Here is a 21705-nt window from a genome sequence, read left to right as displayed (position 1 = left end):
TGATATGGCAATGATATGCACCACACCGGTATTGCTGTAAGCCTGCACCAGATCTTTATCTAAATCATTAGTATAACCAATAAGCAAAGCTTCTGCAATTCCCAGTTCATCTTTGCCGGTATTAATATTTTTTCGCAGGGTAGCTAAAATATTTTCTCTTGCTGTAAATATAAATTGTTTAAAACCATTTACATTTTTGCCGGGCAGCAGCACCCAGTCTTTTTCTTTTAAAAATACATTATGAAAAGTTTGCTGAAAAGCTGCGTAACGCTGGTAATTAAATGCACCGGGGTTGCCGGAGTTTTTTATTTGCTGTAGATTTTTATTAATTAAAATCCTGTCGCCATAATGTAATTGCTGTGCCAGGCTATCTTTAGAAAAATACAATAATAATTTTCCTTTGCAGGCAATGGCAGTATCATTATTAATTACGGTTTCCACAAAAGCATCTGCTTTGTAAGATTTTGTTTTTTCAATTACAGGTTCTTCAATTTTTACAACTATATAATCAGCGTTCTTATAATAATTGCCAAACCAGTCATTAGTATGCCGCACATCTTTTTGCCAGGTAATTAATACACCAAAAGTTAGCAGTAATAAGTTTATAAAAATACCCTGAACCAGCTGTAATTTAAAACGCAATGCTAGTGGCAGAAAATAAAACAGCGTATTTGCTGCACCAAAACTAATAACAGCCGTTATAATTACCGGCAGTGGAATTTGTACATACCATTGCAAAATTATCCCTGCAGCAAAGGGTAAAAGCAGGCGGATAAATGGTGCAGTTTTGTAAACGGGTATGCTAAGGGGTTTGGGCATGCCTCAAAATAGAAAATAAGGAGGGAAAAAGCAAATATGGTTTTGTTACAGGCGGATTAGTCTTACTCAGTATCGTCAGTCAATATCTTATCGGCATTTTGCTTTCAAATTTTTAGTATAACTAAGAATTGGATAGATATTAATGAAGATTTTTTGTAGTCCCCCTTTACTGATAGCTTACCTTAATTGAAGCAAGTAAACTCAGTTATACCTGTAATTTAAATGAATAATGAGCGCTTGTTTTAAATGATACAGCAACTAATACAAAGCAGTAATAGTACTTAAGTCAAGTTAATTTTATATCGTTATTATACTATTAAATATTTACAAATAATGCTTGAACTACTAAGTAAATTAAGCCATTTAACGGATTTTCAGGCGTTTCAACGGATATATAAGTTGGTTCGCCTAAAAATTTAAAATCAGGGCAATAAGGAAATTACTTTTGAATCATCAAACCAAATGAAACACTAACAACAAAAAATTAAAACAATGCGTACCCCCACACAGCTTACCGACGATCAACTTATTAAATTGTACATTGATGGTGATAATAATGCATTCACCACAATTGTAACAAGGCACAAAAGCAAAATTTACACTTCCATTTATTTACTTATAAAAGATAAATACCTGGCAGAAGATATTTTTCAGGATGTTTTTATACGCATTATTGATTCTATAAAATCCGGCGCATATAAAGGGGAAGGGAAATTTTTACCCTGGGCAATGTGTATAGCACGTAATATGAGCATGGATCATTTTAGAAAAATTAAACGCAATCCCGTTATTAAAACCAGTGATGATAAAGATATTTTTGATGTGCTTGATTTTGCACAACCTGGAATAGAACAAAAAATTATTAAAGAAGAGACGTATGAAAAAGTAAGAAAATTGCTCGATATGCTTCCTGAAAACCAGAGAGAGGTTATAATTTTACGCCATTATGCCAATTTAAGCTTTAAAGAAATTTCTACACTTACAAAAGACAGCAAAAATACATCTCTTGGGCGTATGCGTTATGGTTTATTAAATATAAAAAAGATCATTACCAAAATGGAATTGACAGAAATATTTTAATCCTGTTTAGAGATAAAAAAATTAAACCTCTTTTAATTATGCATACATTTTTTGTATTAATAATTAAAGACAGTATTAAATAATTCCATTAAATTTAAAAACTACACCCTACCCTTTATGCAACCTGCTGTAAAAGAATTGGACCGCAATTATTTATTGCATTTTTACCAGGATATGACAGATGAACTGGGAGAAATATTTGAACTATTTCTTTTAGAAACCGAACCCACAGTTTTAAAAATAATCACTTTAATAAAAAAAAGTGACCTGGTGACTGCGGAAGAAGAACTGCACAAAATTGCACCATCTTTCTACTCAGTGGGATTACCGCAATTAACTACTAAATTAACGGTTGTTGATAAGGTTGTAAAAGCTGGTAACGCAAAAAAAGCCAGCGATCTCATTACGATTTTTTATGAAGATTTTAAAACTTACCTGCCGGCTGTAGAAGCAGAAATGGAAAGGCTGCAAATCGTAAAAGCATGTGCCTGTAATTAGAATATACATTTTCTTTTTATTAATACCGGCCAGCCAGTAATCTTATAACTGATATATATTTACTAAGATGGGTTGCAAAAATTGCAACCCATCTTTTATTAGCCTAAAAAATTATAATTAAAATTATTTACTTAAATGCATACTACGCTCCTTATACAACTGGCGAAAATATGGGTCACGTAAATCTTTTATAAAACGTATAGCCTCACCGGTGCTTTTCATTTCTGGCCCAAGTTCTTTATTTACACCGGGGAATTTATTGAAAGAAAAAACCGGTTCTTTAATGGCAAAGCCGGTCAATTTTTTCTCGAAAGTAAAATCTTTTAATTTATTTACTTCCATCATTATTTTAGTAGCAATATTTAAATAAGGTATTTGGTAAGCCTTTGCAATAAACGGTGTGGTACGGCTGGCTCTTGGGTTGGCTTCTATTACAAACACATTACCATCTTTAATGGCAAACTGTATATTGATAAGCGCTTTTATATTTAATGTCCTGCCAATTTTTTCTGCATACTCTTCCATAGTATGCACAATTAATGGCGATAAATTAAATTGTGGCAATACCGCATTACTGTCACCACTATGGATACCCGCCGGTTCAATATGTTCCATCACGCCCATTACATGAAAATCATCGCCATCAAAAATGGCATCTATTTCAGCTTCCTGGCATCGGTCTAAAAAATGATCAATTAAAATTTTATTGCCGGGCAAATGTTTTATTAAACTCAGCACCCCTTTTTCCAGATCCTCATCATTAATAACAATACGCATTCTTTGTCCGCCTAAAACATAACTCGGTCTTATTAAAACCGGGTAGCCCACTTTGTTAGCCACTTCAATAGCTTCATCGGTATTGTAAGCCGTACCATAATCGGGGTAAGGAATGCCCAACTCTTTCAGCATGTCGCTAAAGCGGCCACGATCTTCAGCAATATCCATGCTGTCGAATGAGGTACCAATTATTTTTATGCCTTTTTCGTGCAGGCGTTTAGCTAATTTTAAAGCCGTTTGCCCGCCAAGCTGCACAATTACACCATATGGTTTTTCATGCTCTACAATTTCCCAAAGATGTTCCCAAAAAACAGGTTCGAAATATAATTTATCTGCAATATCAAAATCGGTACTCACAGTTTCAGGGTTACAGTTTACCATTATGGCCTCATAACCAGCTTCTTTAATAGCCAGTAATCCATGTACACAGCAGTAGTCAAACTCAATGCCCTGACCAATTCTGTTGGGTCCGCTGCCTAAAACAATTATCTTCTTTTTTGCTGAAACTTTACTCTCGTTTTGATTAACAATTTGCATTACTGTAATTTAAAAAAGTGAATAGCTGAATCGTTTGCTCCGGGGTTCTTTTAATTTGGTGGCAAAAATAAATTTTTTTGGCCATCTTTTCGTTTTTCTTCAAAATGAATTGTGCTGTACTGTTTGTGCTAATTATTGGTTTTTAAATAAGGTATTAGCTGGCTTGAAATTATTGCGGCTATTTTACTGCAGCCTGCATTAGTATAATGCATAAAATCGTAATAATAAATACTGTTTTTGGGCATTAATGCTGCAAGGTCTATTACTTTTACTTCGTTACCGAAAGACCTTACCGCATCGTTATACAATCCCAAAACTTTTTCCATTACAGCTGCATTAGTTACAGGCTCAGTATCAGGAATTATTTTATTGGCCATATTTATCATGGTGGCGCTATCGGTATAATTGCCAAACATTGATGGTTGTGTAATTAATATGGGCTTTACATTACTGGCTTTGCAAATAGCAATCATCTCCGTTATTCTTTGCCGGTATTGGGTTAGATAAATATTTTGCTTTTGCAAAATTGTATTACTGTACTGGTTGGGTAACACACTGTCTTTAAGTGTTGCAAAGTCAACATCTTTATGTATGAGACCTTTTTTATACGCTCCTCTTATTGCATACAATTGAAAAAATGCAGAACCCAGTTCAGTTTTATTTATAAGTGATTTAAAAAAACTTTTTGCTGATAGAAAATTAATTTTCTTTTCGTTCATCAGATCAAACTGCTGCGGCTTATCCGTTTCCACATCGTTGGCACCAATTAAAAAAGTTACATATTTTGGTTTTAACCGGGTGATATATTCTTTTAATAACAGCAGGTGACCAAACGAAGAGTGCCCATCAACACCGCCGTTGTTTACCCAAATTGCCGGAAAACTATCTTTTAATTGTTGAGATAACTGATAAGGCCAGGTTAGTGAATCGCTGATGAAGCGGCATTCGGTGGTGCTGCCGCCAATGCAAATGATGGATAATAATTTGTTTACACTGTCAGTTGGTTCGGGGCCACGAAAACCAAGAGAATTTCTGGAGTAATTAATGTTACTGTCTAACTTTTTTATCCAGGTATTTTTATAAACTATTTTTTGGTTTGCAGGAAGTACCAGTTTTCCTTTAGCAACAGCAAATGGAAGCGGATTGTAAAAATGTAAAATGATTTCGCAAATAATTAAAGCAATTAAAATACCCAGCAGTATGGAAAAGATTTTTTTTATTGCTGTTTTCATGCTTTTTAATTTACGCTGGCATAGCAAAGCAAAAAACTGTTAGCATCATTTACAAAAACTGTATTCTTATTATTTATTTTCAAACGTACTATAAAAATACGGCGTCTTCGCTTCAAACTCTGCAGCACAGGTATCTACCATTTTAAACACCCTGGTAAGGCCCATTGCTTTTCTTCTTTCGTAAATTAATTCTGCATTTTCTTCATTCATAATTTTTGCAATCTGTTCATCGCTGAAACCTAAAATTTTTGCCTCTCTTAAAAGATCATCGGGCAAAGTTTTTAAATGGTATTTGGCAATCTCTTTTTCGCAGTCGCATATTTTTTGGATCTGGTAAATAAACCAGCGGTCAATTTTGGTGCTTTCGCAAATGCGTTTAATACTTGCACCAGCCATAAGGGCATCTTTTATCCTGAATATCCTGTCCCACTTGGGTATCTTGATATACTCTATCAAATCATCCGAAGTCATTAAACTTTTTCCATAATAACCCAAACCTATAGCATCATTCTCTAAACTCTGACAGGCTTTTTGTACCGCCTCGGCAAAGCTTCTTCCAATAGCCATTACCTCACCTACCGATTTCATTTGAAAACCCAGCGTATCATCGGCACCTTTAAATTTATCAAAATTCCAACGGGGTATTTTTACAATTACATAATCCAATGCCGGTTCAAAATACGCAGAAGTAGATTGAGTGATCTGGTTTTTTAATTCATCTAAATTATAGCCGATGGCCAGCTTGGCAGCAACTTTTGCAATGGGGTAACCGGTGGCTTTACTGGCCAGTGCCGAGGAGCGGCTAACCCTGGGGTTTATTTCCACCACAATTATTTCTTCTGTTTGCGGATTAAGTGCAAACTGCACATTACAACCGCCTGCAAAATTACCTAATGCCCTCATCATTCTTATTGCAGTATTACGCATCAATTGATATGCAGTATCACTCAGCGTCATAGCAGGTGCAACGGTTATAGAGTCGCCGGTATGCACCCCCATCGGGTCAAAATTTTCAACCGTACAAATTATAGCAACGTTATCTGCATTATCCCTTAATAATTCCAGTTCAAATTCTTTCCAGCCCAGTATCGCTTTTTCTACCAGCACTTCATGTATGGGGCTGGCGGTTAAAGCCCTGTTTAATGCTTCGTCAAGTTCATCTTTTTTAAAAACAATGCCACCACCGGTACCACCTAAAGTAAATGATGGACGAAGTACCAAAGGAAAACCTATATCCTGTGCAAATTCTTTACCCTCTAAAAAAGAGTTGGCAATTTTTGCCTCGCAAACAGGTATGCCCATTTCAATCATCCAAAGGCGGAATTTTTCTCTGTCTTCAGCTTTTTCAATAGCTTTAATATCTACGCCAATCAGTTTTACATTATTTTTTTCCCAAACGCCCAGTTCATCGGCTTCTTTACAAAGATTTAGTGCAGTTTGCCCCCCCATTGTAGGCAGCACGGCATCTATATCATTTTCTTCTAAAATTTGTTCTATACTTTCTACTGTTAAAGGCAGCAGGTAAACCCTGTCGGCCATCATAGGGTCCGTCATAATGGTAGCCGGGTTACTATTGATAAGGATAACTTTTATCCCTTCTTCTCTTATACTTCTGGCAGCTTGTGTACCACTGTAATCAAATTCGCAGGCCTGGCCAATTACAATTGGGCCGCTGCCGATAATTAATACTGATTTGATGGATTTGTCTATTGGCATAAGTAGTTTGCCTTTTGCAGGCAGGCAAAAGTAATTGTAAATGCCGTAAATAAAAAAACTGCGCCATAATAAGCACAGTTTTTTTTACACATTGCTAAAACAAGCTAAGAGGATGTGGTGGCAGATTTGTCTTTTTTATTAAACAAATCACTCATTGTTTTTTCCGCATCACCCATATGTTCTTTTAATGCCTCACCGCCTTTGGTCTTTAATTCTTCAAAATAATCTTTTGCTTTTGCAGCAAAATTTTCAGCTTCGGTTTTAAACTTATTGGCTTTGTCTTTTAAATCGCCGGCCAGTTTATCTTTTTCTTCTGGTGTCATACTCATGTATTTTGATGCTGCTAACGCTGCTGCTGCACCTAATAAAAACGTAGCAATATGTTTTGAATTTACACTCATGATAATTGTTTTTTAATAGTGATTTAAAATTAGATTTGCACCATAATTAAAGATATGAATTTATTAAGAGCAGCTTCGTTAATATGTTTTTGTTTACTGTCGGCTTCAGGATTTTCCCAAATTTTCCCTTCTAAAAATTATCCTCAAAATTATTTTAGCTGGCCAGTTAGTGCCACTAAAGCCCTGGTGGCCAATTTTGGCGAACTCAGGCCCAATCATTATCACATGGGTTTAGATTGCAGAACAGATCAAAAACAAAACCTGCCCGTGCTGGCTGCTGCCAATGGCTATATTGCTAAAGTAAAAATAGAGCCTTATGGTTTTGGCAGGGCCATTTATATTAATCACCCCAATGGTTTAACTACATTATATGCCCACCTTAATAATTTTATGCCGGAGCTGGAAAAATATGTAAAAGAGCAGCAGTATAAATTAAAAAGCTGGAAAGTTTTTTTAGATATCCCTGCAAATTTATTTCCGGTAACAAAGGGGATGTTTATTGCTTACAGCGGTAATACGGGCGGCAGCCAGGGGCCACATGTACATTTTGAAATAAGGGATACTAAAACAGATAAAGTTTTAAACCCTTCGCTTTTTGGTTTGCCCATAGTAGATAATGTAGCACCGGATATTTTGCGTTTAGCAGTGTACGACAGGTGCATTAGTACCTACGAACAAAGCCCTAAATTTTATACTTTAAAAAAAGTAAATGGTGTATATATTACTTCGCCAGCTTTAATAATTACCAATACCGATAAAGTAAGTTTTGGTATTACTGCTTTTGACAGATACTCGGCATCTAATAACCGCAACGGCATTTACGAAGCTGTTTTGTATGAAGATGAATCGCCGGTTATTGGTTTTCAGTTAGACAGTATCAGTTACGATGAAACCCGTTATTTAAATGCCCATATCGATTATAAATTAAAAAGCAGCGGCGGGCCTTATGTACAGCATTTATCAAGACTGGCAGGATATAACAACAGCATTTATAAACCTGTAAATGGCGATGGTGTAATTGTTATTGAAGATGACAGTGTACATAAAATTAAAATAGCAGTAAAGGATGCCAACGGAAATACTTCCTTTTTAAAATTTGATATACAACGTGGACCGGGTGTTGCAGAAAAAATAAAAAAAGAAACATCGCCATTTTTAAATCAAACTTTTTTTCATCCGGGTTTTATTAATTTGTTTGAAAACAATTCCATCAGTTTTTATTTGTCTGAAAACGCATTGTACGATTCTGTCCGTTTCAGGTATAATGAAATAATTCCCCAGGAAGGTTATACCATTTATCAGTTGCACAACACCAGTGTACCCGTGCAGGCGTACTTTCCAATAAAAATAAAAGCCAGTGCGTCTTTCCCCGATAAAATAGTAATGCATCGGTTTGCAAATAATAAAGATGATTATGCTAAAGCCGAATTTGAAAATGGGTGGTATAAAGCAAGTTTTCGTGAGTTTGGAAATTTTCAATTAATGATTGATACCATTCCGCCAAAGATTGTTCCCATTGGTGTAAGAGATGGTATGAATGCCGTTAAACTAAACCGCCTGGCTTTTGTTATTACTGATAACACCGAAGAAATTAAAAAATTTACAGCAACTTTAGATGGCAACTGGCTTCGTTTTAGTAATGATAAAGGCAAAACATTTATTTATACTTTTGATGAAATGTGCCCTCCCGGTCAGCATGAATTAAAAATTATTGCAGAAGATCAGGTGGGGAATGTGACGGAGAAAATTTATCATTTTACCAAGTAGTTTATTGGTTGATTAGTTTATGCACAGTATCCTGCAGATTAGTTAACTCGTAAAAAAAACGAACTAATAAACCAATAAACTAATAAACCAATCAACCATTTATGACAACATTAAAAGAAGGCGACAAAGCACCGGCATTTAAAAGCAAAGATCAAAATGGTAAACCTGTTTCTCTTGCAGATTATAAAGGAAAAAAAGTTGTATTATATTTTTACCCCGAAGATGATACACCAACATGTACAGTGCAGGCCTGTAACCTGAGAGATAATTTTAGTGTATTAAAAAAACAGGGCTTTACAGTTTTAGGCGTAAGCCCCGACGAAGAAAAAAAACATAAAAAATTTGAAACCAAATACAATTTACCCTTTACTTTAATTACCGACCCCGAACATACAATTATTGATGCTTATGGCGTATGGGGCGAAAAACAAATGTACGGCAGAACTTATATGGGCCTGCACCGCACCACTTTTTTAATTGATGAAAAAGGAATTGTTAAAAAAATATTTTTAAAGCCAAAAAGCAAGCAGCATACCGAAGAAATTTTAAATGCCTGGCAACTAATAGAAAAATAAATGCGTTAGCATTAATAACATTTAAATATTTTAAACTACAGTTATGAAAAAAATAGTTTTAGTTGCGGTACCATTAATATTTACAATAATAATATTTGCAGCCTGCAGTAAAAGCGATAGCACAACTGGCGGTGGTGGTACAGGCGGTGGCGGCAGAACATTTTCCTGCAATCCAAGCGTTGCTCCTAAATTTGCAGCCGATGTGCAGCCAATAATTCAATCATTATGTGCTACTAACAGCAGTTGCCATGCTGCCGGCAGCGCAAACTCTGGCGGAGCGTTTACCAGTTATACAGAAATAAATGCAAAAAAATCTAACATTCGTGCCCAAATACTTTCTGGCGCAATGCCACAAACAGGCACAATATCTCAAGCACAAATAAATGCCGTTATTTGCTGGATAGACAATGGCGCACCTAATAATTAATACTTGCATTGAAAGAAGAAACCCCTTTTCACATAAAAGAAAAATCCTGGCTTGCAAAAATTGCTGCAATAAAATTACGCAGCAGCAGTGCAGCAATGGTGTTGGGCAAAACTATTCATCTGCACAATACTTCTACAAATGAATTTTTACAAAATAAAAAATGGGTTAAGCACGAGCTTTGCCATGTGCAGCAGTTTAAGCAGCATGGTTACCTGCTTTTTCTAATTAAATATGTTTGGGAAAGTTTAAAAAAAGGCTACTGCAATAATAAGTTTGAAGTGGAAGCCAGAGCCGCCGAGGATTTATAATATCCATTCAATTTCGCCAACATTAAATACCCTTTCAATAGCATCCTGTGTAATTAGCTGCCCCTGCGTATTTACACTTTTAATAACTGTTTCAAAAACTGCATTCTCTTTTTTCAACCTCACTTTTTCGTTTTTTTTATACAACTGTTGAAGATATGCTGCATGCAATTCGCTGTAATTTTTCTCTAAAAGTTTATCAAACCATTTCATCATTAAATAATATAATTCCTCTGCAAGTACAATAACATCATACTCTTTTCCCGTTATTTGTTTTAATGAAACAGGGTTGGGCAGCGATGCATCAAAATCAGTTTGATTTATATTTATGCCAATACCAACTACAGCCCATTGCCAGTTTCGTGTTTGTAATTGCCCGGTGCTCACCACATTTTCAATTAACACACCTGCTGCCTTTCTGTCACACCAGTACAAATCATTAGGCCATTTTATTGTTGTTTGTCCGCCTGAATATTTATTTAAAAAATCATTTGCCGCCAAAGCCATACAAATACTCAGGTAAAATTGCTGGTCTATCCGCAGCATATCCATCTTTAAAATCAGGCTCATGGCTATACTTTGCCCTGATATAGATCTCCAGGTTTTACCCCTTTGTCCTTTTCCAGCAGTTTGCTCTTTGGTAACAAAGGCCATTCCATGTTTTGCCATTCCTTGCCGAACTTTTGCCATGGCATAATTGTTGGTACTGTCAACACTGTCCAATATTTTAAAAAAAGCGTTATCGGGCATACTTATTCAAATGACAAAGAAGTGTTACTTTTGCCATTAGTTGCAAGCTACATGCTCATTTGTAAATAACAAAAGTTTAATATTGCCGTTATTAAAAAATACGGCCCAAAAAATATAATTTCAATTTGAACAACCTTAACGTTTTAAATACCAGAAAAAAAAGCACTGTAGTAAAACTTACCCGTAACAGCAAAATCTTCAAAGCCATAATTAAAGCCATACAGGATAAAAAGGGTGAACATATTTTAAGCCTCGACTTGCGTAAAATACCCGAAGCCGTTTCAGATTTTTTTATTATTTGCCAGGCAAACAGTAATACACAGCTAAAAGCCATTGCAGATTTTGTAGAAGAAGAAGTAAAAAATAATTGTGATGAAGCACCTTATAAGCACGAAGGCAGGCAGGCGCAGCAATGGATTTTAATTGATTATGTAAATGTGGTAGTACATATTATGTTACCGGAGCCACGAAAGTTTTATCAGCTGGAAGAAATGTGGAGCGATGCGCCGGGGATGGAACATATTGATTTGAAAAAAAAGAAATAAATTTTGATTATTTAAAATAATAACCGGTTAAAACCGTCAACAACAATAGTAAACCTTACTAAGCTACAAGCACTCAATAAACAATGGCAAAAAATAACATGAATCAGCAAAATGCTAATAAAAAATTTGGCCCGGACGGCACCCCTCCAACCGGTGAAGAACCTAAGAAAAAAAACCGTTTAAATATTTATTGGATATACGGAATTATTTTTGTGGGCTTAATAGCCTATAATATGTTCAGGGGCGTAAGTACCGAAGGGATTGCCACTAACAAATTGAAGTTTTACGAAATGGTAAAACAGGGCGATGTTGAAAAAATACTTATTGTATCTAACAAAACACCCTCTATTGTAAAGGTATTTTTAAAGCCTGAAAGCATAAAAGCAAATGACAGTTTTTATAAAGCACTTTGGAAAGATGAAGATGCTGCAAAAAAACTTGAAGCGTTGAAAAAAGCAAAAGAGCCACAGGTGTATTTTACTGTTGGCGACCCTAAAACTTTTACAACCCAAATGGAAGAAGAGTTATATAAACCCAATCCTGGAATTAGTAAAGTGCCAGACGATTTTGTAAATGAAGGTGAGTGGTTTGGGCAGTTGATGAATTTTATTCCTTTAATACTGGTTATTTTATTGTTTGTATTAATGATGCGTAAAATGGGTGGTCCAGGCGGTGGCGGTGGCCCCGGAGGCATATTCAGTATTGGAAAATCTAAAGCCACTTTATTTGATAAAGGCACAAGGGTAAATATAAACTTTGGCGATGTTGCCGGTTTGGATGAAGCAAAAGTAGAAGTAATGGAAATTGTTGACTTCTTAAAAAACCCAAAAAAATATACAGCCCTTGGAGGTAAAATTCCAAAAGGCGCATTACTGGTTGGCCCTCCCGGCACAGGTAAAACGCTTTTAGCTAAAGCCGTTGCAGGCGAAGCACAAGTGCCTTTCTTTAGTTTAAGCGGAAGTGATTTTGTTGAAATGTTTGTAGGTGTTGGTGCCAGCCGTGTAAGAGATTTATTTAAACAGGCAAGAGAAAAAGCGCCTTGTATAATCTTTATTGATGAGATTGATGCGATAGGAAGAGCAAGAGGAAAAAATGTGATGATGAGTAATGATGAAAGAGAAAATACTTTAAATCAATTATTAGTAGAGATGGATGGTTTTGGTACCGATTTAGGTATTATAATTTTAGCTGCTACCAACAGGCCAGATGTTTTAGACAGTGCTTTATTGCGTCCGGGAAGATTTGACAGGCAGATAACTATTGACCGTCCGGATCTTGTTGGAAGAGAAGCTATTTTTAAAGTGCATCTGCAGCCAATAAAAATTTCTCAAACATTAGATATACATAAATTGGCCGAACAAACACCTGGCTTTGCCGGTGCAGATATTGCCAATGTATGTAATGAAGCTGCATTGATTGCTGCAAGAAAAAGTAAAGAAGCTGTTGACATGAGCGATTTTCAGGATGCTATTGACAGGGTTATTGGCGGATTGGAAAAAAGAAATAAAATTATTTCTCCTGAAGAAAAAGAAATTATTGCATACCACGAAGCTGGCCATGCAATATGCGGCTGGTATTTAGAACATGCTTACCCATTATTAAAAGTAACGGTGGTGCCAAGAGGAAGTGCTGCGTTAGGTTACGCACAGTACACTCCAAAAGAACAATACCTGTACAATACTGATCAATTGATGGATCAAATTTGTATGACGCTGGGTGGCAGGGCAAGTGAAGATATTTTCTTTGGAAAAATAAGTACCGGGGCAAGTAACGATTTACAGCAGATAACAAAAATTGCTTACAGCATGATTACTGTTTATGGTATGAATGATAAGGTAGGTAACATCAGTTATTACGATCCCAGCCAGGAAAATATGTTTACAAAACCTTTTAGTGAAGAAACAGGTAAGATGATTGATGAAGAAGTGCGTAAACTAATTGATAACGCTTACCAGATTACTAAAAAATTACTTACTGAAAAAAAGGGTGACGTAGAAAAACTGGCTAAGGAATTATTGAAAAAAGAAGTGTTGTTTAAAAGTGATGTAGAGGCTTTGATTGGTAAAAGGCCTTACGAAGAAAAGAAAACACTGGATATTAAGGATGAAGATAAAGTTAGTGAAGGGCCTTCAACAACAATACCGGAAGAATTAAAAAATCCGCCACAAATTTAAAAGCCATGGCTGTATCGCAGGCAAAAGAAAATATTTTAAAAAAAATAAGGCAGGCGCTGAGTAATCCGGCGCCTTTGCCGTTTCCCAATAGCGAAGGAAATAATTCTATTTTTTTTCCGGCACCCGACGATTTGGAAGTGGTGTTTGCAGAAGAGTTTGTACAACTGCAGGGTAAATTTGCTTTTTGCAACGATGAAAAAGATATGCTGCAGCAAATACAAAAATTGATTGCTGAAAAGCAATGGACAAAAATTTATTGTAATGAAGATAAATGGAATGCGGCTTTTAGCAACACTATAAACCTTCCCACTTGCGATGCTTCTATTACCGGTTGCGAATTTTTAGTAGCCCGTACAGGAACAATTGTAATGAGTGCTGCACAACAAAGCGGACGTACGGTTAGTGTGTACGCCCCCATTCATATTTGTATTGCTTATACCAATCAATTAGTGTACGATATTAAAGATGCATTGCAAATGCTTAAAGAAAAATATGCAGGTAATATTCCATCACTTATAACATTTGCCAGTGGCCCCAGCCGCACTGCCGATATTGAAAAAACTTTGGTTACAGGTGTGCACGGCCCAAAAGAAGTGTATTGTTTTTTGGTAGATGCATAATTGCTATTTTACTTTATCTTTAATGCATAATGCAAAACGAAACACATCAACTGTTTGTTTACGGTTCTCTCCGCAGCGGATTTCACCATGCCGCTTATCAATACCTTTCCAAATATTTTACTTTAATAGGCAAGGCTGTGGTAAATGGAAAATTATATGATGCAGGAGATTATCCTGTTGCTAAACCAACTGAAGAAGAAAAATTTATTATTGGAGAATTGTATGCTATCAATAATGCTGAAGAATTTTCTTATGCTATTGGGCAATTAGACGATTACGAAGGTTTATTTCCCGAGGAAGGAGAAGCACCATTATATAAAAGAGAAATTGCAACAGTAATTTTAAATAATCAGCAACATACCGCATGGATATATTGGTTTAATGGTGCCGTTGAGGGGCTTACCGAAATTGCATCAGGCGATGTGCTGCAATATATGCAACAGAAAAATAAATAGTATCAGGCCAGTAGCAATCAAAAGCCCATATTCTTTCTCCTCATACATAATTTGTATATTTGATTATAACTAATAAAGAAGTTTATGACTGAAGTAATTTTTTTGATAGAAGAAGCGCTGGAAGGTGGTTATACTGCCCGTGCCTTAGGTGAAGCCATTTTTACCGAAGCAGAAACATTGGAAGAATTAAGAAATAATGTAAAAGAAGCTGTTGATTGTTATTATGAGGAAGACGATGAAAATAAACCTAAATTAATTCGCCTGCATTTAGTTAAAGAAGAATTAATTACTTTATGAGATTGCCGAGAGATATTAATGCTACAGGATTAATAAAAGCCCTGCAAAAATTTGGTTACGAAGTTTCGAGACAAAAGGGAAGCCATATAAGATTAACCACTACGTTTAATGGTACACACCATATTACAATCCCCAATCACAATCCTCTAAAATTAGGTACACTATCATCAATAGTTAACGATGTTGCTCTGCATTTGGGTAAAACCAAAGACGAAATTGCCAATGAACTTTTTTAGACCTCAATATTTTTCTATTGCCAAAGATTGATCCACATAAAAAAATTTATTTCCTTTCCGATTTTCACCTTGGTGCACCCAATGCACCCGAAAGTTTAATAAGAGAAAAAAAAATTATCGCATTTTTAGAGGAAATAAAAAAAGATGCTGCACAAATTTTTATTGTAGGCGACCTGTTTGATTTTTGGTACGAATACAAAATGGTTGTACCTAAAGGCTATGTCCGCATTTTGGGTAAGCTTGCTGAAATTACCGACAGCGGGATCCCCATTCATTTTTTTGCAGGCAACCACGATATGTGGATGAAAAATTATTTTCAGCAGGAACTTAATATACCCGTTTATTTTGAGCCCGTGCCTTTTGAATTTAATGGTAAAAAATTTTTAATAGGCCATGGTGATGGTTTAGGCCCCGATGATCATGGTTATAAATTCATTAAAAAAATATTCAGGAATAAAGTTTGTCAGTGGTTGTTTGGCATTTTACCGCCGCAAATTGGAATGGGCATTGCAAATTATTTCAGCCGTAAAAGCCGGGCACAAACCGGGCAAACTGATGAAATTTTTTTAGGAGAAGATAAAGAATGGCTTATAATTTATTGTAAAGAAATTTTACAACAACAACACTATGATTTTTTTATTTTTGGCCACCGGCATTTGCCTATAAACTTTAACTTACCGGCAAGCAGCCTTTACATTAATTTAGGCGACTGGATAAAGTACGACAGTTATGCGGTGTTTGATGGAGAGCATTTGGAATTGAAGTATTATAAGCCCGAGCCCCTATCCCCTAAAGGGGAAAATGGAGACGAAGAATAAGAAGATTGAATTTTATATAAAAAATAAAACTTGCAAAGAATAAAAAACATATCACTTTCTTTTCTGTGTTTCTGTGCTTCTGTGGCAATACCTTTTGCTGCACAAGCGCAAAACGATTCTGCTTTTTCTTTTTTTAAAATCATCAAAGGTAATTACACAAATTTTAATGTAGATAATCTTGATAATATTTACCTTATTACCGCAGGTAACCAATTAAAAAAAATAAATGGCAACGGCGATTCTGTTGGGGTTTTTAATGATGTAAAACGCTATGGAAATCTTTCTTACATTGATGTTACCAATCCTTTAAAAATTTTACTGTACTATAAAAGTTTTGCAACAGTGGTAATGTTAGACAGATTTCTAAACATCCGCAACAGTATTAATTTTCGTAAAAAAAATATTTTTACTGTACAAAGTATAGCTACTTCTTATGATAATAATATTTGGCTGTTTGACGAACAGGATTACAAACTTAAAAAAATTGATGAAGATGGAAAACTGTTACAGGAAACTACCGATTTCAGGATGTTATTTGATTCTGTGCCATCTCCAACACAATTAACCGACAAAGAAAATTTTGTTTACCTGTACGATGCAGAAAAAGGCTTTTACATTTTTGATTATTACGGTGCTTTTAAAAACAGGCTGCCTTTTTTAAACTGGAAAAATATAGCGGTGTCAGAAAAAAATATGTACGGTTTTGCCGATAACAAATTGTACAGTTACGAGTTAAATTCACTTACTTTAAAAGAATATAAATTACCAGCTTTTATTGCAAACAATACTGAAATAAAAGCTATCAACGGAAAAGTTTATCTGTTAAAAGATGATGGGATATATATTTACAGCGTAAAATAAATTACTCATTTTTAATTCGCTATCGCCCATTCACCATTCACGGCTTTATCGTATTTTTATTACATGGATTTTTTAGACCAGGTTTATTTAGACAACACCATCAGGAGTTACTGCATTGCAGGCGGTATTATTTTGCTGATGCTGATTTTAAAAAGATACTTCAGCAGGTATATTGCTGCAGTGGTGTACCGTTTATTTCACCGCCTTTGGAAAAATGTTGAAAAAAAATCGTTTACGGATCTGGTTGTAGAGCCGCTGGAATGGTTCTTATTTATTTTACTGGCCGTATTTACAATTGATAAATTAAATTTTCCTGCTGCATGGCAATATAAAATTTACGGTCATGCTATTGATGATATTTTTACAAGGCTGGGCATTGGCCTTATCATTATTTCTTTTACACGATTTTTATTACGCATTATTGATTTTATAGCATTGGTGCTGGGGCAAAAAGCCGCTATTACACCAGATAAAAGCGATGACCAATTAATTATTTTCTTTCGTGACTTTTTAAAAGTGGTGGTAGGCATTATTGGTTTACTGATGCTGATTAAAGCCTGCCTTAATCAGCCGGTAGGCAATTTATTAACCAGCATAAGCATTGTGGGTGCAGCCGTTGCATTAGCAGCTAAAGAAAGCCTTGAAAATTTAATTGCTTCCTTCATTATTTTTTTTGATAAGCCATTTACCGCAGGCGATACGGTAAAAGTAAATAACGTAACGGGTACAGTGGAAAAAATTGGTTTACGCAGCACCCGTATCCGCACTGCTGATAAAACATTAGTAACCGTACCCAACAAACAAATGGTAGATAGCTTGGTAGATAACTGGAGCATGCGTACCTATCGCCGTGCCGAAATTAAATTAGAATTGTCGCCTGAAACAACTGCAGCAACAGCACAACAATGCATTACTGAAATAAAAAAATTATTGGAAACAAAAACGCAGCTCACTTCTTACAATGTACATCTAACAGAAATTAGTAAAGCGGGTATAACAATTGTTGCGGAATATTTTGCTGTGCCAATAGCACTGGAAGAATTTATCAGTATTAAAGAAACGGTGAATTTTGCGGTGAAAGATATACTGGAACAAAATAAAATAACCATGAGCAGCTCAAATATTTTCGACAGCCTGGTAAACAAACAATCATTACCGGAATAGTTTACAAAATATTATTCCATTGTTGCTCCTCTTCCAAAACTGCAATATTTTTCTTTTTTATTTGTTGGGGAATATTGCCTGTGTACAGCAATGCAACAATTACAATCAAATAAATTAAAAGTATTAAAAGTACCAGCGAGAAGGTACTGGATAAAATCATAAACCCTTCCATCAAAAAAACTAAAATGCTGCTTATAAAAAGAAGCCCTAAAGCATGTATAGATTTTTTCATTAACAAAACAAACGCCGTAATACATAAAATATAAATGCCAATAATTGTAAATGGTATCCAGTGCGGATTCATAACAATCATCATTTGTATTAAACAGGTAATGGAAATCATCACCCCAAACAAACCTCCATTTTCGCAAAAACTTTCCTGTTGCTTTGTAAGAAATTCCATATTTATTTTAGAGTGTATTTAAAATATCCGCCAGCTCTTTATCCCATTTACCTGTTTTGCCATATTCCACAATTCTGCCGGCTTCCTTACCATCTTTCATAATAATAATAGTAGGCACATTTATAACGTTGAATGCGTCTGCAATGCTTGCTAAAGATTTTTTTGCCCGGTTTACCCCAAAAAAAGTAATGGCAGTATCTGCAACACCACTCATCTCCTGCAATTTAAAAAATTTAGGTAATACAAATTGTGTATCCTCACACCAGGTGCCACCAAACACTACAAACTGTACTTTAGTTTTTGCTCTTTCAAAAGCTGAGATGGTTGCAGTATCGGGTTTGTAACTGTTGGCGCTGCTGTTGTACCATTTGTAACTGGTATCGTTTTGCACAACATATTTATTTATGATACCCCGAAAAATATGCTCTTCAGGATGTTTTTCATCTTTTAAAATTTCGTATTGGGCCTGGCTGTATGCATTAGCAATAAATAAACTGCAAACTAAAAGTGTAGCTAAAAATTTCATTCAAAATAAATTAATTGGTGGAAAAAGTTCAAGAGGTTAAAGTTCAGTTTAAAAACCCTTTTACAAAAACTAATTTTGTTAATAACGGGTTATAGGTTCGCCTTCAACTCATTTAAAAAACCTTTCAGTTTTTTCAGCGACTCAATCATAGCAAATTTTTCATCTGCCTTTTTGTTATTCTTAATAAAATCTTTGGCGCCTTCAATAGTATATTTTCTTTCTCTTAATAAATGATAGATGAGTTTTAAATTTTTTACATCCTCTGGTCTGAACAAACGGTCGCCTTTACCATTTTTCTTTGGTTTTAAAACATCAAATTCATTTTCCCAAAAACGTATCAGGCTTTGATTTACTTTAAACATAGCTGCAACGGTGCCAATGGGGTAATACATTTTCTCAAAAAGCACTTCATCTTCCGGCACTTCAATTAAATCCACACCGGCATCCATATCTTTCAAACTCATGCGGCCACGGGTTTGCTTTTTATTGCTTTTTCTTTTAGGCTTAGCCGTAACAGTGGTTATTGCAGTTAAATCAAGCACCTCATCATTTACTTCAATATTTATTTCATCTGCAGCTACAGCAATTACTTCGGCTTTTTCAATTTCCGAAACTGTAAGCGCTGCATCTTTTACATCAGGCGGGGCGCTGCCAAAATCAAAAGCTATTTGTTTTTCTTCAGCCATTTGTTTTATAAAAATAAATAAACATTAGCAATATTTTTTTTGTAACACAAGTACTTTTTTAATCAAAACTTTTTGCACTTCCTGTTGCTGCAATTTTCAATACCCTGTCGTATTGCTCCGCATTTAAATCATTAAAGAAAAAGTACACCGGATCAACTGGTCTGCCATTAATATGCACTTCGTAATGGCAATGCGGCCCTGTACTTGCACCGGTGCTGCCCACCCATCCAATAACTTCGCCACGTTTTACACGCTGTCCATCTCTAACTTTTATGCGTACCATGTGCATGTATACTGTTTCGTATCCGTAACCATGATTGATAATTACGTGGTTACCCGTACCTGTACCCGGCCCGGCAGTTTTAATAATTCCATCGCCGGTTGCATAAATGGGCGTGCCCTGCGGTGCAGTAAAATCTAAACCGCTGTGCATTTTTGCAATACCATAAATAGGATGTATCCGCATACCAAAACCGCTTGCAATTCTGTTTAATTCTTTATTGCTTACCGGTTGTATTGCAGGTATGCTGGCCAGTTTATTCTCCTGGTTGTTAATTAATTTTTCAATAGCGCCATAACTTTCAAACTGGTAAGCCACACGGGCAGTAATATTATTTAACGTTTTTGCAATGTCGGTACCCAGTTCATCTTCATTTTTTAAACTTATTTTTTCCAGTTCTTTTTTCTGTTCAATAAGTTTTGTCCGGGCACTGTCACTTAAAGGGTTGGCTTCAAAAATAGAGCGGTACACCTGGTTGTCCCGTTTTTCTAATTCTGCCATTTGCTCCTGCAGTGTTTTAACTTTGGTGCTTAACACTCCAAAATTATCCTTTAAATTATCGTACTTCAGTTTAGTTTCTTTATCTGTTGCCTTAGGTAAAAATTTATTGTACAGGCTAATAATAATAAGACTGCTAACTGCAAGCGCCGAAAGAAAACCAAATATCCGCAACAGCTTTACCCTAAAAGGCGTAACCAGTTTTTCGTACCGGAGTGTGTTGGTGTTATAGAAATATTTTATTTTCTTCATGCTTTATTGTCTAAATAGCAAACGTTGTTTTTTGGGGTTTTGTTGTTTTTTGAACCAGGCTTTATTAATTCTATATAGCTTCATTGGCACAGTTTATCACGAAAGCATTCGGGGCAATCTTCAACCACATCTCTTTAGTCATCTTTAATCATGTTTTGCCTCTTCACTTACGTCTCCTTCATTTCCCTCCCCTCGGGGGAGGATAGGTGGGGCCTTTTCTTTACCTTTGCCACCGCTACAAATATAGCCCGATACACAACAAAAATCAACCCAAATAAATAGTTTTAATATGACGACAAGTGCCGAGATACGACAGCAATTCCTCGACTTTTTTAAATCTAAAGGCCATACCATAGTGCCATCAGCACCTGTTGTTATTAAAAACGACCCTACACTTTTGTTTACCAATGCCGGCATGAACCAGTTTAAAGATTATTTCCTCGGCAATAAAATATCACCCCACCCAAGAGTGGCCGACACACAAAAATGTTTACGGGTAAGCGGCAAACATAACGATCTGGAAGAAGTGGGTGTAGATACTTATCACCATACTTTATTTGAAATGCTGGGCAACTGGAGTTTTGGCGATTACTTTAAAAAAGAAGCCATTGCCTGGAGCTGGGAACTGTTGACCGAGGTTTATAAATTAGATAAAGACCGTTTATACGTAAGCATTTTTGAAGGCGATGCCAAAGAAGGTTTACCAAAAGATGAAGAAGCATTTAACGAATGGAAAAAAGTTATTGCAGAAGACCGCATTTTATTAGGCAATAAAAAAGATAATTTTTGGGAAATGGGTGACACAGGCCCCTGCGGCCCATGCACAGAAATACATGTGGATTGCAGAACCGATGAAGAAAGAAAAGCTGTGGATGGAAGTACATTGGTGAATAACGATCATCCGCAGGTGATTGAAATTTGGAACAATGTATTTATACAATTCAACCGTAAAAAAGATGGCAGCCTGGAGCAATTACCATCAAAACATGTAGATACAGGCATGGGC

The 21705-nt window shown here is 35.7% G+C and carries 26 protein-coding genes; 16 read left to right on the top strand and 10 right to left on the bottom strand.

The genetic code is table 11. The features are described from left to right. Window positions 1-819: ComEC/Rec2 family competence protein (locus ACY65O_RS15740; RefSeq protein ID WP_462221814.1), on the bottom strand; the 819-nt coding region annotated here is incomplete at its 3' end. Window positions 820-1311: 492 nt separating this feature from the next. On the opposite strand from ACY65O_RS15740, the gene ACY65O_RS15735 reads away from it, so the two are divergent. Together ACY65O_RS15735 and ACY65O_RS15730 are read left to right on the top strand one after the other, a co-directional pair. Then, the gene (locus ACY65O_RS15735) at window positions 1312-1899 is read left to right on the top strand and encodes an RNA polymerase sigma factor (RefSeq protein ID WP_462221813.1); all 588 of its coding nucleotides are present in this window, start codon (window positions 1312-1314) and stop codon (window positions 1897-1899) included. Between the two features lie 117 nt (window positions 1900-2016). Continuing rightward, entirely contained in the window at window positions 2017-2397 is a 381-nt protein-coding gene (locus ACY65O_RS15730) for a hypothetical protein (protein WP_462221812.1), read from the top strand. 123 nt (window positions 2398-2520) lie between these two features. On the opposite strand, the gene ACY65O_RS15725 is transcribed toward ACY65O_RS15730, so the two are convergent. The 4 genes from ACY65O_RS15725 to ACY65O_RS15710 all read right to left on the bottom strand — a co-directional run bounded on the left by ACY65O_RS15725 (window position 2521) and on the right by ACY65O_RS15710 (window position 7060). Further along, a complete protein-coding gene (locus ACY65O_RS15725; RefSeq protein WP_462221811.1) occupies window positions 2521-3711 on the bottom strand; it encodes a carbamoyl phosphate synthase preATP-grasp domain-containing protein in 1191 nt (396 codons plus the stop codon). Window positions 3712-3839: 128 nt separating this feature from the next. Further along, window positions 3840-4943 (bottom strand): SGNH/GDSL hydrolase family protein, encoded by a 1104-nt coding sequence (locus ACY65O_RS15720; protein WP_462221810.1) that lies wholly within the window; start codon window positions 4941-4943, stop codon window positions 3840-3842. Between the two features lie 69 nt (window positions 4944-5012). Next, window positions 5013-6659 carry a carbamoyl-phosphate synthase large subunit gene (gene carB / locus ACY65O_RS15715; RefSeq protein WP_462221809.1) on the bottom strand — a complete coding sequence of 549 codons (1647 nt, stop codon included), beginning with the start codon at window positions 6657-6659 and terminating at the stop codon, window positions 5013-5015. 104 nt (window positions 6660-6763) lie between these two features. Continuing rightward, complete coding sequence (locus ACY65O_RS15710) at window positions 6764-7060, bottom strand: hypothetical protein (RefSeq protein ID WP_462221808.1); 297 nt, start codon at window positions 7058-7060, stop codon at window positions 6764-6766. A gap of 54 nt (window positions 7061-7114) precedes the next feature. On the opposite strand from ACY65O_RS15710, the gene ACY65O_RS15705 reads away from it, so the two are divergent. The 4 genes from ACY65O_RS15705 to ACY65O_RS15690 all read left to right on the top strand — a co-directional run bounded on the left by ACY65O_RS15705 (window position 7115) and on the right by ACY65O_RS15690 (window position 10137). Beyond that, on the top strand, window positions 7115-8827 hold the full coding sequence (locus tag ACY65O_RS15705; RefSeq protein WP_462221807.1) for a M23 family metallopeptidase: 1713 nt from the start codon (window positions 7115-7117) through the stop codon (window positions 8825-8827). 101 nt (window positions 8828-8928) lie between these two features. Continuing rightward, the gene (bcp, locus tag ACY65O_RS15700) at window positions 8929-9402 is read left to right on the top strand and encodes a thioredoxin-dependent thiol peroxidase (protein ID WP_462221806.1); all 474 of its coding nucleotides are present in this window, start codon (window positions 8929-8931) and stop codon (window positions 9400-9402) included. A 43-nt stretch (window positions 9403-9445) separates the two neighbouring features. After that, window positions 9446-9829, top strand: a complete 384-nt coding sequence (locus ACY65O_RS15695; RefSeq protein ID WP_462221805.1) for a hypothetical protein — start codon at window positions 9446-9448, stop codon at window positions 9827-9829. A gap of 8 nt (window positions 9830-9837) precedes the next feature. After that, window positions 9838-10137: a DUF4157 domain-containing protein gene (locus ACY65O_RS15690; protein ID WP_462221804.1), complete on the top strand. Its 300-nt coding sequence runs from the start codon at window positions 9838-9840 to the stop codon at window positions 10135-10137. Here the strand turns inward: ACY65O_RS15690 and ACY65O_RS15685 are convergent. Continuing rightward, window positions 10132-10884 (bottom strand): biotin--[acetyl-CoA-carboxylase] ligase, encoded by a 753-nt coding sequence (locus tag ACY65O_RS15685; protein WP_462221803.1) that lies wholly within the window; start codon window positions 10882-10884, stop codon window positions 10132-10134. The genes ACY65O_RS15690 and ACY65O_RS15685 overlap by 6 nt on opposite strands. 125 nt (window positions 10885-11009) lie before the next feature. Here ACY65O_RS15685 and rsfS point away from each other — a divergent pair, with 125 nt between their 5' ends. The 9 genes from rsfS (at window position 11010) to ACY65O_RS15640 (ending at window position 18054) form a co-directional block, all read left to right on the top strand. Continuing rightward, window positions 11010-11429 (top strand): ribosome silencing factor, encoded by a 420-nt coding sequence (gene rsfS, locus ACY65O_RS15680; protein WP_462221802.1) that lies wholly within the window; start codon window positions 11010-11012, stop codon window positions 11427-11429. A gap of 83 nt (window positions 11430-11512) precedes the next feature. Next, window positions 11513-13603, top strand: coding sequence for an ATP-dependent zinc metalloprotease FtsH (ftsH, locus tag ACY65O_RS15675; protein ID WP_462221801.1), 2091 nt, complete (start codon window positions 11513-11515; stop codon window positions 13601-13603). Between the two features lie 5 nt (window positions 13604-13608). Continuing rightward, a complete protein-coding gene (locus ACY65O_RS15670) occupies window positions 13609-14223 on the top strand; it encodes a LutC/YkgG family protein (protein WP_462221800.1) in 615 nt (204 codons plus the stop codon). 29 nt (window positions 14224-14252) lie between these two features. After that, window positions 14253-14678 carry a gamma-glutamylcyclotransferase family protein gene (locus ACY65O_RS15665; protein ID WP_462221799.1) on the top strand — a complete coding sequence of 142 codons (426 nt, stop codon included), beginning with the start codon at window positions 14253-14255 and terminating at the stop codon, window positions 14676-14678. Window positions 14679-14762: 84 nt separating this feature from the next. Further along, window positions 14763-14975 carry a hypothetical protein gene (locus tag ACY65O_RS15660; protein ID WP_462221798.1) on the top strand — a complete coding sequence of 71 codons (213 nt, stop codon included), beginning with the start codon at window positions 14763-14765 and terminating at the stop codon, window positions 14973-14975. After that, a complete protein-coding gene (locus ACY65O_RS15655) occupies window positions 14972-15211 on the top strand; it encodes a type II toxin-antitoxin system HicA family toxin (RefSeq protein ID WP_462221797.1) in 240 nt (79 codons plus the stop codon). Before ACY65O_RS15660 ends, ACY65O_RS15655 begins: the two co-directional genes overlap by 4 nt. A 17-nt stretch (window positions 15212-15228) precedes the next feature. Beyond that, on the top strand, window positions 15229-16029 hold the full coding sequence (locus ACY65O_RS15650) for a UDP-2,3-diacylglucosamine diphosphatase (RefSeq protein WP_462221796.1): 801 nt from the start codon (window positions 15229-15231) through the stop codon (window positions 16027-16029). A gap of 30 nt (window positions 16030-16059) precedes the next feature. Then, window positions 16060-16890, top strand: coding sequence for a hypothetical protein (locus ACY65O_RS15645; protein ID WP_462221795.1), 831 nt, complete (start codon window positions 16060-16062; stop codon window positions 16888-16890). A gap of 63 nt (window positions 16891-16953) precedes the next feature. Then, window positions 16954-18054, top strand: coding sequence for a mechanosensitive ion channel family protein (locus ACY65O_RS15640; RefSeq protein ID WP_462221794.1), 1101 nt, complete (start codon window positions 16954-16956; stop codon window positions 18052-18054). 1 nt (window position 18055) lies between these two features. Here ACY65O_RS15640 and ACY65O_RS15635 read toward each other — a convergent pair whose 3' ends face one another. From ACY65O_RS15635 to ACY65O_RS15620, 4 genes are all read right to left on the bottom strand, one after another. Continuing rightward, window positions 18056-18457, bottom strand: a complete 402-nt coding sequence (locus ACY65O_RS15635; protein ID WP_462221793.1) for a hypothetical protein — start codon at window positions 18455-18457, stop codon at window positions 18056-18058. A gap of 7 nt (window positions 18458-18464) precedes the next feature. Further along, the gene (locus ACY65O_RS15630) at window positions 18465-18983 is read right to left on the bottom strand and encodes a TlpA family protein disulfide reductase (RefSeq protein WP_462221792.1); all 519 of its coding nucleotides are present in this window, start codon (window positions 18981-18983) and stop codon (window positions 18465-18467) included. Between the two features lie 89 nt (window positions 18984-19072). Then, entirely contained in the window at window positions 19073-19669 is a 597-nt protein-coding gene (locus ACY65O_RS15625) for a MerR family transcriptional regulator (protein ID WP_462221791.1), read from the bottom strand. Window positions 19670-19727: 58 nt separating this feature from the next. Continuing rightward, window positions 19728-20699 (bottom strand): M23 family metallopeptidase, encoded by a 972-nt coding sequence (locus ACY65O_RS15620; protein ID WP_462221790.1) that lies wholly within the window; start codon window positions 20697-20699, stop codon window positions 19728-19730. A 289-nt stretch (window positions 20700-20988) separates the two neighbouring features. On the opposite strand from ACY65O_RS15620, the gene ACY65O_RS15615 reads away from it, so the two are divergent. Continuing rightward, window positions 20989-21705, top strand: a 717-nt coding sequence (locus ACY65O_RS15615; RefSeq protein WP_462221789.1) for an alanine--tRNA ligase-related protein, incomplete at its 3' end; no start/stop codon positions are given.

Source organism: Ferruginibacter sp. (assembly GCF_031430955.1).
In the GTDB taxonomy this organism is placed as follows: domain Bacteria; phylum Bacteroidota; class Bacteroidia; order Chitinophagales; family Chitinophagaceae; genus Ferruginibacter.
This window is presented reverse-complemented; position numbering and strand designations above follow the sequence as displayed.